At 48.7% G+C, this 17,442-nt stretch carries 14 protein-coding genes; 6 read left to right on the top strand and 8 right to left on the bottom strand.

Features of this window, described 5'->3' with window-relative positions; all coding sequences use genetic code 11:
- Window positions 1-4: 4 nt before the first annotated feature.
- Genes FCU94_RS00755 through pilM form a run of 3 tightly spaced genes read right to left on the bottom strand, consistent with a single transcriptional unit; the run spans window position 5 to window position 1,992 of the window.
- Window positions 5-532 carry a hypothetical protein gene (locus FCU94_RS00755; protein ID WP_176286676.1) on the bottom strand — a complete coding sequence of 176 codons (528 nt, stop codon included), beginning with the start codon at window positions 530-532 and terminating at the stop codon, window positions 5-7.
- Window positions 522-1,073, bottom strand: a complete 552-nt coding sequence (locus FCU94_RS00750; RefSeq protein WP_176286675.1) for a PilN domain-containing protein — start codon at window positions 1,071-1,073, stop codon at window positions 522-524. Before FCU94_RS00750 ends, FCU94_RS00755 begins: the two co-directional genes overlap by 11 nt.
- Window positions 1,057-1,992, bottom strand: a complete 936-nt coding sequence (pilM, locus tag FCU94_RS00745) for a type IV pilus biogenesis protein PilM (RefSeq protein WP_176286674.1) — start codon at window positions 1,990-1,992, stop codon at window positions 1,057-1,059. Before pilM ends, FCU94_RS00750 begins: the two co-directional genes overlap by 17 nt.
- 129 nt (window positions 1,993-2,121) lie before the next feature.
- Between pilM and FCU94_RS00740 the strand changes: the two genes are divergently transcribed.
- On the top strand, window positions 2,122-4,635 hold the full coding sequence (locus FCU94_RS00740) for a penicillin-binding protein 1A (RefSeq protein WP_176286673.1): 2,514 nt from the start codon (window positions 2,122-2,124) through the stop codon (window positions 4,633-4,635).
- 44 nt (window positions 4,636-4,679) lie between these two features.
- Here FCU94_RS00740 and oxyR read toward each other — a convergent pair whose 3' ends face one another.
- The gene (gene oxyR / locus FCU94_RS00735) at window positions 4,680-5,579 is read right to left on the bottom strand and encodes a DNA-binding transcriptional regulator OxyR (RefSeq protein ID WP_176286672.1); all 900 of its coding nucleotides are present in this window, start codon (window positions 5,577-5,579) and stop codon (window positions 4,680-4,682) included.
- Window positions 5,580-5,744: 165 nt separating this feature from the next.
- On the opposite strand from oxyR, the gene FCU94_RS00730 reads away from it, so the two are divergent.
- Window positions 5,745-6,473 carry a glutathione peroxidase gene (locus FCU94_RS00730; protein ID WP_176286671.1) on the top strand — a complete coding sequence of 243 codons (729 nt, stop codon included), beginning with the start codon at window positions 5,745-5,747 and terminating at the stop codon, window positions 6,471-6,473.
- 84 nt (window positions 6,474-6,557) lie between these two features.
- Window positions 6,558-6,815 carry a DUF3624 domain-containing protein gene (locus FCU94_RS00725; RefSeq protein WP_176286670.1) on the top strand — a complete coding sequence of 86 codons (258 nt, stop codon included), beginning with the start codon at window positions 6,558-6,560 and terminating at the stop codon, window positions 6,813-6,815.
- Between the two features lie 188 nt (window positions 6,816-7,003).
- Here the strand turns inward: FCU94_RS00725 and argH are convergent, their stop codons facing one another.
- The 4 genes from argH to argC form a co-directional block, all read right to left on the bottom strand.
- The gene (argH, locus tag FCU94_RS00720) at window positions 7,004-8,878 is read right to left on the bottom strand and encodes an argininosuccinate lyase (protein ID WP_176286669.1); all 1,875 of its coding nucleotides are present in this window, start codon (window positions 8,876-8,878) and stop codon (window positions 7,004-7,006) included.
- Between the two features lie 247 nt (window positions 8,879-9,125).
- A complete protein-coding gene (locus FCU94_RS00715; RefSeq protein ID WP_176286668.1) occupies window positions 9,126-10,340 on the bottom strand; it encodes an argininosuccinate synthase in 1,215 nt (404 codons plus the stop codon).
- A 111-nt stretch (window positions 10,341-10,451) separates the two neighbouring features.
- Window positions 10,452-11,246: an acetylglutamate kinase gene (gene argB / locus FCU94_RS00710; RefSeq protein ID WP_176286667.1), complete on the bottom strand. Its 795-nt coding sequence runs from the start codon at window positions 11,244-11,246 to the stop codon at window positions 10,452-10,454.
- A gap of 24 nt (window positions 11,247-11,270) precedes the next feature.
- A complete protein-coding gene (gene argC, locus FCU94_RS00705) occupies window positions 11,271-12,275 on the bottom strand; it encodes an N-acetyl-gamma-glutamyl-phosphate reductase (RefSeq protein WP_176286666.1) in 1,005 nt (334 codons plus the stop codon).
- Between the two features lie 154 nt (window positions 12,276-12,429).
- Here argC and argE point away from each other — a divergent pair, with 154 nt between their 5' ends.
- The 3 genes from argE (at window position 12,430) to FCU94_RS00690 (ending at window position 17,432) form a co-directional block, all read left to right on the top strand.
- Window positions 12,430-13,566 carry an acetylornithine deacetylase gene (argE, locus tag FCU94_RS00700; RefSeq protein ID WP_176286665.1) on the top strand — a complete coding sequence of 379 codons (1,137 nt, stop codon included), beginning with the start codon at window positions 12,430-12,432 and terminating at the stop codon, window positions 13,564-13,566.
- A 285-nt stretch (window positions 13,567-13,851) separates the two neighbouring features.
- Window positions 13,852-16,485 (top strand): phosphoenolpyruvate carboxylase, encoded by a 2,634-nt coding sequence (gene ppc / locus FCU94_RS00695; protein WP_176286664.1) that lies wholly within the window; start codon window positions 13,852-13,854, stop codon window positions 16,483-16,485.
- Window positions 16,486-16,892: 407 nt separating this feature from the next.
- Complete coding sequence (locus FCU94_RS00690; protein WP_176286663.1) at window positions 16,893-17,432, top strand: PadR family transcriptional regulator; 540 nt, start codon at window positions 16,893-16,895, stop codon at window positions 17,430-17,432.
- Window positions 17,433-17,442: the final 10 nt, after the last annotated feature.

Genomic DNA, 17,442 nt, shown 5'->3' with positions numbered 1-17,442 from the left:
CGCATTAGTCATGATAGTTTTCCTCACGCCAGTCACCGAGCACCTGGGCACGGTAACTAATCCGTTGCACATCTAACTGCTGCCATTGGCTATTCTCTAAACGAATCAAACTGGTCATCTCACTCACCCCATAACAAAAATCACCTATCGATTGAAAGCGTCCTACTAGATCGAGCTCAATGCGGTTGCCTGCATCTGCGCTAACCCACTCTAATTGACGCACGGTAAGTCGATGCTGGCGTGCCAAATGACTCAGTTCAGCAACCACTTGAGAAGCGGAAGGTTGAACTTCTATCTCTGGCCATGTTTCATCAGCCAAAGGGGGCGTGGTTAACAAAGCCAGTCGGCGCTGACGCTGCTCGAGTGTGTCAACGTACTGACGCTGTGACACCTCGGCAACGGTTAGCTGCTGGTATAGAGGGACCAACCTCAACCAAGCCAACAGCCCATTGAGGCTCAAAGCGAGTACCAGGATCGCCCCCAGTTGCTGGCGTAGCGGCCTCTGAGCAAACGACTGAAGCTTAGTGGTCATCGCCTTTCCCGCTATTGACGTATTGAAGTGACAACGAGAACCGTTGCCGAGACTGCTGTTCAACGATCGAATGCAGCACGACATTGTTAAGTCGTTGAGTTCGCTCTAAACGGTCGAGCAAGTCGGTCAGTTGCGCCTGTTGGGTAGTATGACCAATGGCACTAATGTGCTCTCCCCGCAGCGATAAGGTTTCCAAATAAATATCTTCGGGGAGTGCTTGAGTCAGGTGCCAAAGTACTTGAGCAGTACGTCCTCGTTGAGCGATAAATTGTTGCTGTTGTTCGCGCTGCGCCGCTCTGGCTTTATCGCGCTGTTGAGTCTGTTTGGCCTGTTTGATCTGCCGCTCGACTTGCTTTAGCTCTTCGTTCAACTGTTGGCTGGCCAGTTCAATCACCTGTAAGCGTTGAGTCAGCACTCGCTCGAGGTGCAATTGCAATACCATGAGCAGCAAGGTGCCCACCGTCGCCAATAAATAAAGTCGACGTCGTAGACGAGTTCTGAGCTCTTGCCGCCAAGGCAGTAAATTAACAAACTCTGACACGAGAACGCTCCTGCCAATGACAAGCGCGCACCGCTATGCTGGCCGCTAGGGCGTAGCCGTTACTCACTTCGGTTGTAGAGTGCTCAGTAAGTAAAGTAAGAGGATTAAACAACTTCACCTCTGGTGCTAGCCACTGCCTTAACTCAGAGACCCGATTGGGACAATTGGCCAGCGAGCCGCAAAGCCAAATCACATCGATTTCTAGGTTGTGTTGCACCGTCAATCGCTGGATTAACGTTTGTAACTTGCGATACAGTTGCGCCAACCCTTGTGGTGTGTCGTCCTGCGCCCAAGTATTGGCATACAGCACGCTCTGCTGGTTGGCGAACATCAATGAACACGTGTCCCCGTTCAGATCAATCAATAATCCAGACTCTACGCTATGAGAGTGTTGAGCGAGCTGCCAACAATGATTGAGTGCATAACCAGAGATATCTGCAACAACTGGCTTCAAGCCCGCTTGCTCAATCACGGTCAGAAGCTCCATCAGCGGCGTTTGTTTAGTCGCAAAGACACGGTAGGTTCGCTTGCCATTCTCGTTTGGTTCACTGCACGGCAAAAAATCGAAACATACGGGTTCAATAGCAAAAGCAGATTGGCTCAAGAATGTTTGCTCGATCGCCAGTTCTCTTTCATAGCCAGTAAAACGGCTATCTATCTGTATTACTTTCGTTATTACTGAGTTATCCGTTATCGCAAACGCGACTTTGCGACTAAATAGCGGCAAAGACTTCCTTAGTTCTTTGAGTTTCTTTACAATTTTCTGATAATTTAACCCGTGGTTATCGGAGAGAATGCCCGTTTCAATTGGCAAGGTGCGATAACTTACGAGCGCAAACGCATCCTTGGATGGCTTTATCACCACCGCTTTGATACTGTGGCGACCGATATCTAGGCCTGTAACCAATGAATTACCCATGTAGCTGGCTCCGTACTATGCTCATTGTTTGACTTGCGCAACCACGCAGTAAAACCCAATGGCCTGGAAAATTCGGTCTAAAGTACAAGGGTTTGCATATAGTTAACCCCAATAATCAGGGAATATCCGGTGAAGTTCATAAAGCGACTGTTCTTATTCACATTGATTTGCATATTTCTTGGAGTCGGCACCATCTTCGGCTTCTATTTTTATGTCAAACCAGAGCTACCTGATGTAGCTACGTTAAAAGATGTCCAACTGCAAACACCGATGCAGGTGTTTAGTCGAGACGGTAAGCTGATCTCTCAGTTTGGTGAAAAACGCCGTATTCCAGTGGCTTATGATGACATTCCGCAACACCTCATCGAGGCGCTGATCGCGACAGAAGACAGTCGCTTCTACGATCACCCAGGTATTGACCCTATCGGCATTACTCGTGCCGCCGTGGTGGTTGCCCTGTCGGGTTCCGCCAAACAGGGCGCAAGCACCATCACTCAACAGTTAGCGCGTAACTTCTTCCTCTCTAATGAGAAGAAGATCATGCGAAAAATTAAAGAGATATTCATTGCCATTCATATCGAGCAACTGCTGAGCAAAGAAGAGATCATGGAGCTATACGTCAACAAGATCTTCCTTGGCTACCGCTCATACGGCTTTGGTGCCGCCGCACAAACCTACTTCGGTAAAGATCTTCAAGACCTTAGCTTGAGTGAGCTGGCCACCTTGGCGGGCATGCCTAAAGCACCATCGACCATGAACCCTATCTACTCATTGGAGCGCGCGACCAATCGTCGCAATGTGGTCTTGCTGCGCATGCTGGACGAAAAGTACATTACCCAGCAAGAGTATGACCAGGCTCGCAACGAAGCGATTGTTGCCCGTTACCACGGAGCAGAAATTGAGTTGAGTGCGCCTTATGTCGCCGAACTCGCCCGTGCTTGGATGGTGGAACGTTACGGCGAAGAGGCGTACACCTCGGGCATGAATATCTACACCACGGTCGACTCTAAGCTTCAGGACGCCGCGAATCACTCAGCCATCAACAACTTGTTAGCCTACGATGAACGACATGGTTATCGCGGCGCAGAAAAAGTACTGTGGAAAGAGGGACAAACGCCTTTTGATCGCTCTGAGATAGAGAAGATCCTCAACAATGTGCCTACCTATGGCCAATTAACGCCAGCGGTAGTGACTCAAGTCACCGATAAGCAAGCCACGGTATGGGTCAAAAACCAAGGTGAGCAGCAGCTAAACTGGGATGGCATTAAATGGGCGCGTAAGTTCCTCACTGATGACCGCCAAGGCCCGGAGCCGCGCAACGTCAAGCAGGTCCTAGCGGCCGGCGAGCAGATTTGGGTACGACAAGTTGAAAACGCTGACGATGAGCAAATCGAGCCAAACTGGCATCTGAGCCAAGTCCCTAACGCTAATACCGCTTTTGTCGCCATGGACCCAGAAAATGGTGCAGTCCTTTCTTTAGTGGGCGGCTTTAACTTTATCCACAACAAATTTAATCGCGCCACCCAATCAGTGCGCCAAGTCGGCTCAAGTATTAAACCTTTTATCTACTCTGCCGCGATTGATAAAGGCCTCACCCTAGCCACCCTAATCAACGATGCGCCTATCAACCAGTGGGATAAGAGCCAAGGTACCGCATGGCGCCCAAAAAACTCGCCACCAACCTATGTCGGCCCGACCCGTTTGCGGATTGGTTTGGCACAGTCGAAAAACGTCATGGCCGTGCGTGTGCTACGCGAAGTAGGCTTAGATGAAACGCGTGAGTACTTAACTCGTTTCGGTTTTGACATCGACCAAGTGCCGCGCTCTGAAACCATAGCACTAGGGGCCGGTAGCTTAACGCCGATGAAAATGGCCCAAGGCTACTCTGTGTTTGCCAACGGCGGTTACTATGTTGAGCCGTTCTACATCGATAAGGTGGAAGGACCTTTTGGCGACGTGGAGTTTGAGGCCTCACCCATCACAATTTGTCAGCACGACTGCCAAACTCCATCACCTGAAAACAACGAGTTTGCCGAGCAAGATATTGCATTAGACAGTGAACAACCTCATTACGCGCCTCAAGTGATCTCCGAACAGACAGCGTTCTTGGTACGTGAAATGATGTATAGCAACGTCTGGGGTGGCGGTAACTGGCGCGAAGGGACCGGCTGGAACGGTACTGGCTGGCGTGCCCAGCAGCTTAAACGTCGTGATATCGGCGGTAAAACCGGTACCACCAACGATTCAAAAGATGCTTGGTATAACGGTTATGGCCCGGGCATGGTAGCGGTTGCTTGGGTCGGCTTTGACGATCACAACCGCAAACTGGGACGCACTAAGACCAATCGCAACCTCGACAAAAACCAAATTTCCGGTGCCGAAGCGGGCGCTAAAACCGCCCAACCCGCTTGGGTCGACTTTATGCGTATCGCGCTCGATGGCGTGCCAGAGCAGGATAAACCCATTCCGGAACACATCGTCCGTGTGCGGATTGACCGCGACTCAGGTCTATTGACCAACAAATTTGATTCAAGCTCGATGTTTGAATACTTCTTGGAAGGGACCGAACCGACCGAGTATGTTCAAAATGAAATAACCAATAGTATTTACACCTCCTCCGATGGCGGAGAAGAGCTGTTCTAAACCCAGATAAAAAGAGGTTGATAGCGATATCAACCTCTTTTTATTTAGTTTTCGATGACTTCAGCTAACTGCTCTTTGATTGCCAAGGCGAGTTGCTCAAAGCGTGATCGCAGTGGCGATCCGGGCCGATAAGCCAACACAATACTGCGTGATGGTACGGGATTGACCGCTTTTACATAACACACCCCGTCTTTTTGCTGCTCTTTGGGCAAAGAAAGGTGCGGTAATAAGGTGATACCAGCGCCTGCGGCCACCATGTTACGTAGGGTCTCAAGACTGGTCGCTTTAAAACGTTCGTCATCTTTCGCGCCCGCGGCGAAGCAAAAACCGAGCGCTTGATCGCGCAGACAGTGCCCGTCGCCCAAAGCTAATACCGTACGCCCATTAAGATCGAGCATATCTACTTGGTCACGTTGCGCCCATTCGTGATCGCACGGCACTGCGATACTCATAGGTTCGTTGAAAACCTCTATTTCTTTAAATGGCGCGGTTTCTGCGACCGAAGCCAGCACTAGGCAGTCGAGCTTACCCTCTTCCAGTTGGCGCACCAATTGTTGAGTCTGCGCTTCATGTAAATAGAGTTCTAGATCGGGAAAGCGCTGCTTGAGCATAGGGACAATCTTAGGCAACAAATAAGGACCGACGGTCGGAATAAAACCGATATGCAGAGGCCCTACCATGTCACCCGCTTGACCGCTGGCCATATCTTTAAAAGTTTTAACCTCAGACAGGACTCGCTTAGCCTGATCGACCAGTTGCAATCCTGCATCGGTGAACAGTACTCGACGGCTGCTACGCTCGAGCAAAGCGGTACCAATTTCATCCTCTAGTTTTCGAATCTGACCACTTAACGTCGGCTGACTAACAAAGCACGCCTCTGCCGCTTTACGAAAATGTTTGTGTTCAGCCAGAGCAACTAGATACTCAAAGTCGCGGATATTCATCTCGACCCTCTCCCTTTAAGCAATAGAAATAATCTATCAAAACCATAGCATCAAACGATTGTAACTATCAAAGAGTTTCTTGAATAATGCACTTATCGAAACGAAGCCCAGTGATTAAACTGATAAGACTCGAAATCAAGCAATTAAAATACAAGGAAAACATCTATGTTTGTATCAAAAGAAGGTCAGAACATTCCAAACGTCACTTTTCCCACTCGTCAAGGCGATGCATGGGTTAACGTCAGCACTGATGAGTTGTTTAAAGACAAAACTGTGATTGTATTTAGCCTACCGGGCGCTTTTACCCCGACCTGTTCATCAAGTCACTTACCGCGCTACAACGAGCTCTACCCTGTATTTAAAGAGCACGGAGTGGATGAGATTGTGTGTATTTCTGTTAACGACACTTTCGTCATGAACGCTTGGAAACAAGATCAAGAAGCGGAAAACATTACTTTCATTCCAGACGGCAACGGTGAATTTACTGATGGCATGGGTATGTTGGTCGACAAAAATGATATCGGCTTTGGCAAACGCTCATGGCGCTACAGCATGCTGGTGAAAAACGGTGTGGTCGAAAAAATGTTTATTGAGCCAAACGAACCGGGCGACCCGTTCAAAGTCTCTGATGCTGACACTATGCTTAACTACATTGCACCAAACTACAAAACACAAGAATCGATCACCGTGTTTACTAAGCCTGGCTGTCCATTCTGCAACAAGGCCAAACAAAACCTGATTGACCACGGCCTTCAGTATGAAGAGGTCGTGCTAGGTAAAGATGCAACCACCGTTAGCTTACGCGCCATCTCAGGTCGCTCTACGGTGCCGCAAGTCTTTATCGGCGGCAAACATATTGGTGGCAGTGAAGAGCTGGAAACTTTTCTAGGCTAAGCTAACCTAAACCAAACAAAGCGCTCGCTAATTAGTGAGCGCTTTTCTATTATCAAGCATATCGTTCCCACTAAGAGTCGTCATATGAACTGTCGCGACTGCACTTCACATTGGTTTTGGAAAAAGATAGGCCGCTGTCAACGCTGTATGGATCAACTGACGGTACTCTCTGTGGTGTGCTGGATTATTTGGTGGTGGCTCTATCGTGATAACCCACAGAGCATCGAGTCGATCGCTTTGATCTTTGCCGGATTCGCTTTTAATGCCCTGCTGTTTCTGCACTTGTGGATGCGCTTTGTCATTTTGCCGTGGAAGCGACGAAACGGAAAATCGGACGATTGATACCAAACAGCATAAATAGTTGAGTTTCTTCCATAAAAAAAGCCCCAATACCAATATCTGGTTTGGGGCCTTCTTAGATTCTTCTAAGAAAAAGCAGTGGTACTTTAATAGACCGAGCTTTTTCTCAATAGTTCCCAATAAAATCGATCTTTTTTGATCTTTTTATCTTCGCTAGTTTATTCAGTCAGTTACGCTACGTTGACCCGAGCGATCGCTTGCTCCACTAGATTCACTTCCAATGCGACTTCATCACAGGCGTGTTGACGCGGACACTGTTCGCAATCTTTTAGCACTTTTTCTGGCAGGAGTGATTTTGAGGTCGGCAGGAACGACTGCTTCATAAAGAACTCTGGCGTTCGGGTTAAAACAAACACCTTTTTAATCGCCATCTGACGGGCTTTTTCGACCAAATACTGTACGATCGCCGTCCCTTGCCCTTGGCCTTGCCAACCCGCCTCAACGCCCAAAGAGCGAACTTCAGCTAATCCTGAATCATAAACGTATAGCGAGGCACAGCCTGTCACTTCACCATGATGCTCTGCCACAGCAAAAGAACCAATATCGCGCACCAGTTCACTACGTGAACGAGGTAAGTTTTCTCCCATATTCGCCCAGTAAGTCACCATACCTTCGAGCGCCTCAATATCGGTTAAACGCGCAGGGCGCACTTTCACGGACGAGGTATCACGCTTGATCAAACGCCCTTCCGCTTGCTCAACCGCATGCGCCACCTGCTTAGGCGAAACGCCACCCAAGGCACTACGTTTTTCTAGACATGAGTCAATGGTTAGGATGGCGTAAACATCCTCTTCTATTACACCGGAAAATTCTTTCAGCTCAGCGATAGAGAGCTCTTCGAGTGCGCACCCTTTGGCAATCGCACCGACCACCGCAACACCAACGATATGGTGCGCTTCACGGAATGGAATGCCTTTCGCCACTAAATAATCGGCAAGTTCAGTCGCATTCGCATAACCTTGCTTCGCGGCCTCAAGGGTACGCTCCTGGTTGACCTTGATGCCATCAAAACAGAGCGCGGCCATCTCCATACAATCATTCCAAGTATCGAGCGCGTCAAACAAACCTTCTTTGTCTTCTTGCATATCTTTGTTGTAGGCAAGTGGCAACGCTTTGACTGTCATCATCATCGCGGCTAATGAGCCATAAACACGACCGGTTTTACCACGGATCAACTCTAAAGCATCTGGGTTTTTCTTTTGTGGCATCAAGGAAGAGCCAGAAGTCACCGTATCAGCCAACTCGATAAAGTTAGACTCGCCTGAGTTATAGAAAATCATATCTTCGGCCAGGCGTGAAAGATGCAACATTGAAATTGAAGCGACCGACATCAACTCCATCACATGATCACGGTCAGACACCGAATCTAAAGAGTTACGGGTCGCACGGCGAAACCCTAAGTTATGCGCCACTTTTTCACGGTCAATCGGATAAGCGGTGCCAGCCAATGCCCCTGAACCTAATGGACAAGTATCGAGGCGTTTGATCGCATCATCCAAACGTGAGTAATCACGCTCGAACATTTCGACATAGGCTAAACACCAATGGGCAAATGTCACTGGCTGGGCACGTTGTAAATGGGTGTAACCAGGTAGCACAGTGGTCTGATGCTGCTTCGCCACCGCCACCATCTGAGCTTGCAGACGATCCAGCGCCATAAGCAGCTGTTGGCCCTGTTGACGGCACCAGAGCTTAAGGTCGGTTGCAACCTGATCATTACGCGAACGGCCCGTGTGCAGCTTTTTACCCAAATCGCCCACTTTGCTGATCAACTGCTGTTCCACCCATGAGTGAATGTCTTCTGCATCTGAACGCAAGATTTGGTGCGGGTCTTCCATCACTTCCAACTTAAGCTCATTCAACGCGAGCTCAAGCTTCTGCTGCTCTTCTTCGTTGAGCACATCGACAGAAAGCAATGCTTTTGACCATGCGATAGAGCCGACGATATCTTGCTCAGCCAATCGGTAATCGAAGCGCAACGAATCGTTAAATTCTTTGAATCTTGTATCTGCTGCTTGGGTAAATCTTCCGCCCCATAATGCCATCGCGTTTCTCCTGATTACCAATATTCGCTCGTCATGCGAAGGGTGATATTGCTCTGATTAACTCTGGATTGAATCCAGTATTGTATGATGGTTCAAAGTTACGGCAAAATAGCACAAAAATAAAGTATTAATTCATTATTTCTACATATTTATTCATGAGAAATATTTTGAGCTTCCGCCACTTAGACCAAATAGAAAAAGCCCACTTGCACAGCAAGTGGGCTTTTATAATTTATCAGCTGTTTGACTATTTCTTCAGGCTGTTAAGCGCACGGATACGGCTTGAGAGCGAGTAAAGACGGATAAAGCCTTCTGCATGGCTCTGATCGTATACTTCGTCTTCACCAAAGGTCGCAAACTGCTCGCAGTATAAGCTGTTTTCAGAACGCTTCTGAGTCACCGTTGCCATGCCTTTGTAAAGTTTAACAACAACTTCACCATTTACATCTTGTGCCAGCTCTTCAGACGCCGCCAAAATAGACTTACACAATGGCGTGAACCAACGGCCATCGTAGACTAAGTGCGACGCTTTCACGCCTAGTTCTTCACGGAACTCAAAGGCAGTTTTATCCAACACAAGCTGCTCAACGGCGCGCAAAGCTTCCATCATAATGGTGCCTCCTGGGGTTTCGTAACAACCACGAGACTTCATCCCCACTAAACGGTTCTCGACAATATCGATACGGCCAATACCGTGCTTCGCACCTTTGTCGTTTAGGTAAACCAGTGCGTTATACGGAGTCATGGTTTCTCCGTCTACCGCCACTACTTCGCCTTTTTCTACTTTCAGTGTTACGTATTCTGCTTCATTCGGCGCTTGCTCAGGGTCAACCGTCCAAGCCCAGCAATCTTCGTTTGGCGCATTCCAAGTTTCTTCCAAAACGCCGCCTTCGGTAGAGATGTGCCATGCGTTAGCGTCACGTGAATATATTTTGGTTAACGATGCTGTACAAGGAATGTTGCGCTCCGCAAGGTAATCGAGACACTCTTCACGGCTCACTAGGTCCCACTCACGCCAAGGCGCAATCACATGCAGATCCGGGGCAAGAGCTGCAAAGGCACCTTCGAAACGCACTTGGTCGTTTCCTTTACCGGTACAACCATGACATAAAGCATCAGCGCCAACCTTACGTGCAACTTCAACCTGGGCTTTAGCAATAATAGGGCGCGCCATTGAGGTGCCTAGTAAGTACTTACCTTCGTAGTAAGCACCGGTTTTTAGTGTCGGGTAGATGTAATCGGCCACCATCTCTTCTTTCAAGTCGGCGATATAACACTCAGAGGCGCCGGATGCTTTTGCTTTCTCTTCAATGCCGGTAAGCTCTTCCTCACCTTGGCCCACATCGGCAACGAAGGCCACGACTTCACAGTCATAGTTTTCTTTCAGCCATGGAATGATCACTGAGGTATCCAGACCGCCAGAGTATGCGACAACTACTTTATTTACTTGAACTTTGCTCATTTTCTTTTCTCCAAATCCCGGCGCTGCGCTTGGCGGTCAGTGCTACGGGTACTTCCTATGTTTAATCTGTGTCGTTAGCGCCATGGCGCTAACGCGAAATGGGGTGTTACTTTATGCCTTAGGCAGAAACTGGGTACCGATGCTTTGCCCAGCAAATAGCTCAGCGAGCTTGTCTGGGTATCGCCATGTCGCCACTTCAATCGGACGCCCTAAGTCATTGGCCGCTTCTAATGCAGCGTTGACTTTGACAATCATCCCATCAGTGATCACATGACCATTGATTAGGCTCTGCGCCTGTTTCTCATCGAGGCTTTTAATTAAGTGGCCTTTACCGTCTAACACGCCGCTGACATCGGATAACAGAACCAGTTCAGCGTCGAGCGCACCGGCCACCGCTACTGCCGCCTGATCCGCATTGACGTTCATCATCTGCCCTTGCTCTGTTAGCCCGATCGAACTAATTATTGGCAGTGCACCCGTACTGAGTATCGCTTGCAACACGGTTGAATTACCTGGCGTCGCTTTGCCCACCGCACCTAGCTCAGGGTCGAGCTCTTGCACATGACACAAGCCACCATCAGCTAGGCTTAAGCCCACCGCATTAAGGCCATCTTTAATCGCTTGCCCTTGCAGCATCTTATTGGCTGTTCCGGCTAAGGCTCCCGCTATCACTGGGATTTGCTCATACGGCGTCACTCTCAAACCGTCTTTCTTGACCGTTTTAAGTTGCAGTTGAGCCATCAGATCGTCCACCAGATAACCTCCCCCGTGGACGATCACAATTCGTCGCTGAGCTTGCTTTTGGTATTGGGCAATCGCGCCAAATACCTGGCTTAACGTCTCAGTACACGACAGTGCAGCACCGCCTAATTTGATCACTAATGGAGTAAGATTGTTATCTGTCATCACTTGTTCCTTGCTGCTCTTTAACTACACAAGAGCAGATAGCTCTGGGAATCCGTAGTGGATGTTTAAACATTGCATCGCTTGACTTGATGCACCTTTAAGTAAGTTATCAATCGCAGAGACTACGATGATGTGCTCACCTTGAACCTTCCAGCCGATATCGCAGAAAGGCGTATTTTCAACATTTTGCAATTTAGGCAATGCATCGGCTAAGAGACGCACTGCCGGTTTGTCTTGATAAGCTTGATTAAACGCCGCTGCGACTTGATCCGCGGTCACGCCCGGCGCCAACTTCATGGTAATCGTTGCCAAAATACCGCGCTTAAAATTGCCTAAGTGAGGTGTAAAAATAACCTGAGTCCCCAAGTGGCTGGCGATTTCAGGTTGGTGACGATGAGTAAACACGCCATAAGGCTGCAAGCTCACTTCGCAAAAACTATTGGTCATTGAAGCTTTACGCCCTGCGCCAGATACACCGCTGGTTGCGTTAATGACCGGCCATTGCTGGGTATCAATCAACCCTTGATTGAGCAGAGGTTTAATAGCCAGTTGCGAAGCGGTTGGGTAACAGCCAGGTACCGCAATCAAGCCACTCTGTTTGATCCCTTCACTATTCCACTCAGCTAAACCATATTCTGCTTGGTCTAACCAACCAGCGTGCTGATGTTCAAAACCATAGAATTCACTATAGAAACCATCTTGCTGGACACGAAACGCACCTGATAAGTCGAAGACTTGGCATCCATGTTCTAAAAAGATCGGGGCTAAGTCGTGGCTCACTTCGTGTGCCGTGGCCAAAAACACCACATCACACTGCTTGGCAACGCGAGTCGCGTCGGTTAGTGCTTCGACCGTATGAGAAAGCTGCCCTGCCAATTTGCCGTGCAACTGCGAGATATCTTTCCCAGCATCAACACTGTTGGCGGACACATACAAACCTGTTAGCGTAAGCTTTGAGTGTTTGTGCACCATCAGAGCCAGTTCAGCTCCGGTGTATCCGCTTGCGCCGATGATTGTGGTTTTAAGCATCTCAGACATCCATTTTTGACTCAAAATCGCCACTCACATAGTGACTATTAATTTAAATTATTCGCCCTTTATTGGTTTTTTATTCAATAAAAGTGATTTAATATGTGTTTTACCTTCTTAACCGAAATCTGTCAACAGGGAATGTAAACTAATTATGCAATTACCAAGCTTTCTCGAGGTCTACCGCGGCCTAATCTCGACCTCTTCTATTAGCTCGACTGACCCTAGTTGGGATGAAGGCAATGCCCAAGTGATTGAAAAGCTGGCCACCTGGCTAAAGGACATCGGCTTTGAAGTGAATCTAACCGAAGTAGAAACGGGCAAATTTAACTTGATCGCTAAAAAGGGCGCTGGCGAAGGGGGATTATTACTCGCCGGTCACAGCGACACAGTGCCGTTTGACCAAGGACGTTGGACCTATGAGCCCCACGCTCTCACTGAAGCCAACAACCGTTTTTACGGTTTAGGCACCGCCGATATGAAAGGTTTCTTTGCTTTTATTATTGAAGCGGTGAAGAAAGTCGATTGGAGTCAGCAGACCAAACCTCTATACATATTGGCCACCTGCGATGAAGAGACCACCATGCTCGGTGCACGTCATTTCACCGACACCGCTCCGTTCAAACCGGACTACTGCATTATTGGTGAACCCACCAGTCTGGTGCCGATTCGTGGCCACAAAGGCCACGTAGCCAATGCGGTCCGAGTAACGGGAAAATCAGGCCACTCGTCGGATCCTGCACTTGGAGTGAATGCGATAGAAATTATGCACGAGGTGCTGTTCGCTCTGATGCAGCTGCGCGACAAACTGATCAAAGAGTACCACCACCCAGGCTTTGCCATTCCGAGCCCCACCCTTAACCTTGGTCATATTCACGGTGGTGACAGCGCCAACCGTATTTGTGGTTGCTGTGAACTACACTACGACGTACGCCCTCTGCCTGGCATCAGTTTGGATGGCTTGGACAATATGCTGCGCGGTGCGCTCAAAGAGGTGGAAGCCAAATGGCCAGGGCGCTTAGCTATCACACCACTGCATGAGCCGATCCCGGGCTATGAGTGTCAGCACGACCACCCTTTTATTTGCGGCGTCGAGGAAATATGCGGCGTCGAGTCGCAAACCGTCAACTACTGCACCGAAGCCCCTTTCCTTCAGCAGTTATGCCCGACTTTGGTCCTCGGCCCCGGCTCAATTGATCAAGCTCACCAGCCTGACGAGTTCCTCGCATTTGAGTTTATTGACCCGACGATCGACGTGCTGGCCAAAGCCATGCATAAGTATTGTTTCTAGCCACCCAAGAATAACGCAGTGGTAAGGGTTGGTGCCTAGCGCCAACCCTTTTTGATTGTCAACCGCGGTTCGATTTAAGAGCAAGGCAGTCACCAAGTGTGAAATCCGATTCTGTAATAAAATTTCAACATATTTAGTCATTATCATGACATGCAATGCGTTACATTCACTTGCACAATATTTGCAAACTTAGCCTACAGTATTTGACTCGCTGCGACATTTTTCGCTAGATTGTCTATCTAACAAGGAACATTGGATGTAATTTTTTTACAAGGCAGGATGATAATGAACGAGAAATACTCTGCGCTCAGAAGCAATGTCAGCATGCTGGGGCATTTGCTCGGCAACACCATCAAGGACGCTCATGGTGAGGTACTTCTGGAGAAAGTAGAAACCATTCGTAAACTCTCCAAATCGGCACTCGCAGGCAATCAACAAGACCGCGAAAGCTTGATTGAGGAAATCAAGAGCCTGCCTAATGATCAGCTCACACCGGTTGCTCATGCCTTCAACCAGTTTCTCAATCTGACCAATATGGCAGAGCAATACCACACCATTTCGCGCCATTGCGATGCGCATGTGTGTGAACCAGACGCCATCAACACCTTGTTTGCCAAACTTGGCAAAAACAACATCAGTAAACTGGATACCGCTCAAGCGGTTCGCGATTTGAACATCGAACTGGTGTTGACCGCTCACCCGACCGAAATCACGCGTCGTACCATGATTCACAAGCTGGTTAAGATCAATAAGTGTCTGTCTAAGCTTGAGCTGGGCGATCTTTCTGCGAAAGAACGACAAAAAACCGAGCGCCGTCTAGAGCAACTCATTGCTCAGAGTTGGCATTCAGATACGATCCGCCAACAGCGTCCAACCCCACTTGATGAAGCCAAATGGGGCTTCGCTGTGGTTGAGAACTCACTATGGGAAGCGGTACCTGACTTCTTACGTGAGCTGGATGAGCGCCTAGAAGGGTATCTTGGCGAAGGGCTGCCGATTGATGCGCGCCCTGTGCACTTCTCATCTTGGATGGGCGGCGACCGCGACGGTAACCCATTTGTTACCCACACCATCACTCGTGAAGTACTGCTTTTGTCTCGCTGGAAAGCCGCGGACCTCTATCTCGGCGACATCAACGAACTGGTCAATGAACTGTCGATGACGCAATGCAACGACACCGTTCGTGCGCTTGCCGGTGAAGACCAACACGAACCGTATCGCGCGGTATTGAAAGAGCTGCGTGCACTACTGAGCGAAACCAAAGAGATTCTTGACGCTAAAATTCTCGGTCAAAAACTAGCTGTTAAAGCGCCACTGCAACGTGTTGAGCAGTTATGGGAACCACTCTACGCGTGTTACCAATCGCTGCACGAATGCGGCATGGGCATTATTGCTGACGGTTCACTGCTCGATACCCTGCGTCGCATTAAAGCGTTTGGTGTCCACTTGGTTCGCCTCGATATCCGCCAAGAGAGTACACGCCATTCGGATGTCCTATCTGAGCTCACTCGCTACCTAGGTATCGGTGATTACGACCAGTGGAGCGAGCAAGATAAGATCGCTTTCTTAACCAACGAGCTAGCATCGAAACGACCGCTACTCCCACGTGACTGGCAGCCGTCAGAACCCGTTCAAGAGGTGCTTGATACCTGTAAAATCATCGCCGCTCAACCACGCGAAGCATTTGGCGCTTATGTGATTTCGATGGCGCGCACCGCCTCTGATGTGCTCGCGGTACACTTGCTGCTGCAAGAAGCGGGCTGTCCTTATCGTATGGATGTATGCCCACTGTTCGAGACATTAGACGATCTTAATAACGCCGAAGCGGTGATCAAACAATTGATGGGTATTGACCTCTACCGTGGCTTTATCCAAAACCATCAGATGGTGATGATCGGCTACTCGGATTCTGCCAAAGATGCAGGGGTTATGTCGGCAGGCTGGGCGCAATACCATGCGATGGACGCTTTAGTTAAAGTCGCTGAAGAAGAAGGCGTCGAGCTAACGTTGTTCCACGGTCGAGGCGGCACTATTGGTCGTGGTGGTGCACCAGCACACGCTGCGCTTTTATCTCAGCCACCAAAGAGTTTGAAAGGCGGATTACGTGTTACCGAGCAGGGGGAAATGATTCGCTTCAAGCTTGGATTACCAGAAGTTGCGGTCAATAGCTTCAATCTTTACGCCAGTGCCATTCTGGAAGCTAACCTACTGCCACCACCAGAGCCAAAACAAGAGTGGCGAGATCTGATGAACGTGCTGTCTGAAGTCAGCTGTGAATCGTACCGCAATGTCGTACGCGGCGAGCCAGATTTCGTCCCTTACTTCCGTCAAGCTACGCCAGAACTAGAGTTGGGTAAATTGCCGCTCGGCTCTCGCCCAGCAAAACGTAACCCGAATGGTGGTGTCGAGAGTTTGCGAGCCATTCCGTGGATCTTCTCGTGGAGCCAAAACCGTTTGGTACTGCCAGCATGGTTAGGTGCAGGGGAAGCCATCCAATACTCTATCGATAAGGGGCATCAAGCACTGTTAGAGGAAATGTGTCGAGAATGGCCGTTCTTCTCTACTCGCTTAGGTATGCTGGAGATGGTTTACACCAAGTGTAATATGGAGATCTCGCGTTACTACGATGAGCGTCTGGTCGAGCCAAAACTGCTGCCTCTGGGTGATCGTCTACGCGCGCAACTGCAAAAAGACATCAAGGCGGTATTGAACGTCGAGAACAACGAGAACTTGATGCAAAGCGACCCTTGGGGCCAAGAGTCGATTCGTTTGCGTAACATCTACGTAGAGCCATTGAACATGCTGCAAGCAGAGCTGCTCTTCCGCACTCGTCAGAGTGACGCGGCTTCCCCCGAGTTAGAGGAAGCCTTGATGGTCACCATCGCAGGTATCGCCGCGGGCATGCGAAATACAGGTTAAATCCTCAACAGAAAGGTTGATGCTTAGGCATCAACCTTCTTATCACACCTTTCCCACCTAGTTAATACCACTTCAAAAAAGACAATTAGCACCACACAACAATACAAAAAACTAAACTAAAAATTTAATTGAGAGTTTTATCAGTTTTTTGGGCTATTTTGTCCATCTATTCTACTTTATGCTTATTATTTAGATATACTACTCGACCATTGTGGCATCAACATAAAATCTACACGCCACAATCCTTCGATAATTCAATTATCGATCCTAGGTGATAAACACGGCTTTATAAGGTGACATGACCAACTTTGTTGGTGCCACTTGTACTACTGATGATCAGTGCCTAAAGAAGCACGACAGTAATAAGTGGTTAATTTTGTAGTTTATTGACCATTTGGATTGAAGACATGTCATTACCACACGTTATTTTAACTGTTTTAAGCACCCGCGATGCGACCGGGTACGACATCACTAAAGAATTTTCCGCCACCATCGGCTATTTTTGGAAAGCGAGCCACCAGCAAGTCTATCGTGAGCTAAATAAAATGGCTCAAAATAACCTAGTTACTTGCGTCCTTGAACCTCAAGAAGGCAAACCAGACCGTAAAGTTTACTCGATTACCGATGCAGGTCGTGTCGCACTCGGTGAATGGTTCGATCAACCCACAGCACACCCAACCGTGCGTGATGAGTTCTCGGCAAAACTGATGGCTTGTGCTGTTCAACCTTCTCAGCCGTACCGAACTCAACTGGTAGAGCTAGTCGAAGAGTCACGTAAGCTAGTGAGCCACTACCAAGAAATCGAAAACGCTTATTACCCAACCACAGCGATGCTAGACAAACAGCAGCGTTTAGAGCGTTTAACACTACGCAGAAACTTATTGCTACGCCAAGCTTGGATTGAGTGGGCTCAAGAAGTTTTAACTGAACTGGACGCACTCGCATAAGTGACACACT

The organism is Vibrio sp. JPW-9-11-11, from assembly GCF_013369335.1.
Taxonomy (GTDB): Bacteria; Pseudomonadota; Gammaproteobacteria; order Enterobacterales; family Vibrionaceae; genus Vibrio.
The sequence above is the reverse complement of the archived record's forward strand: the minus strand, read 5'-3'. Positions and strand labels throughout refer to the sequence as shown.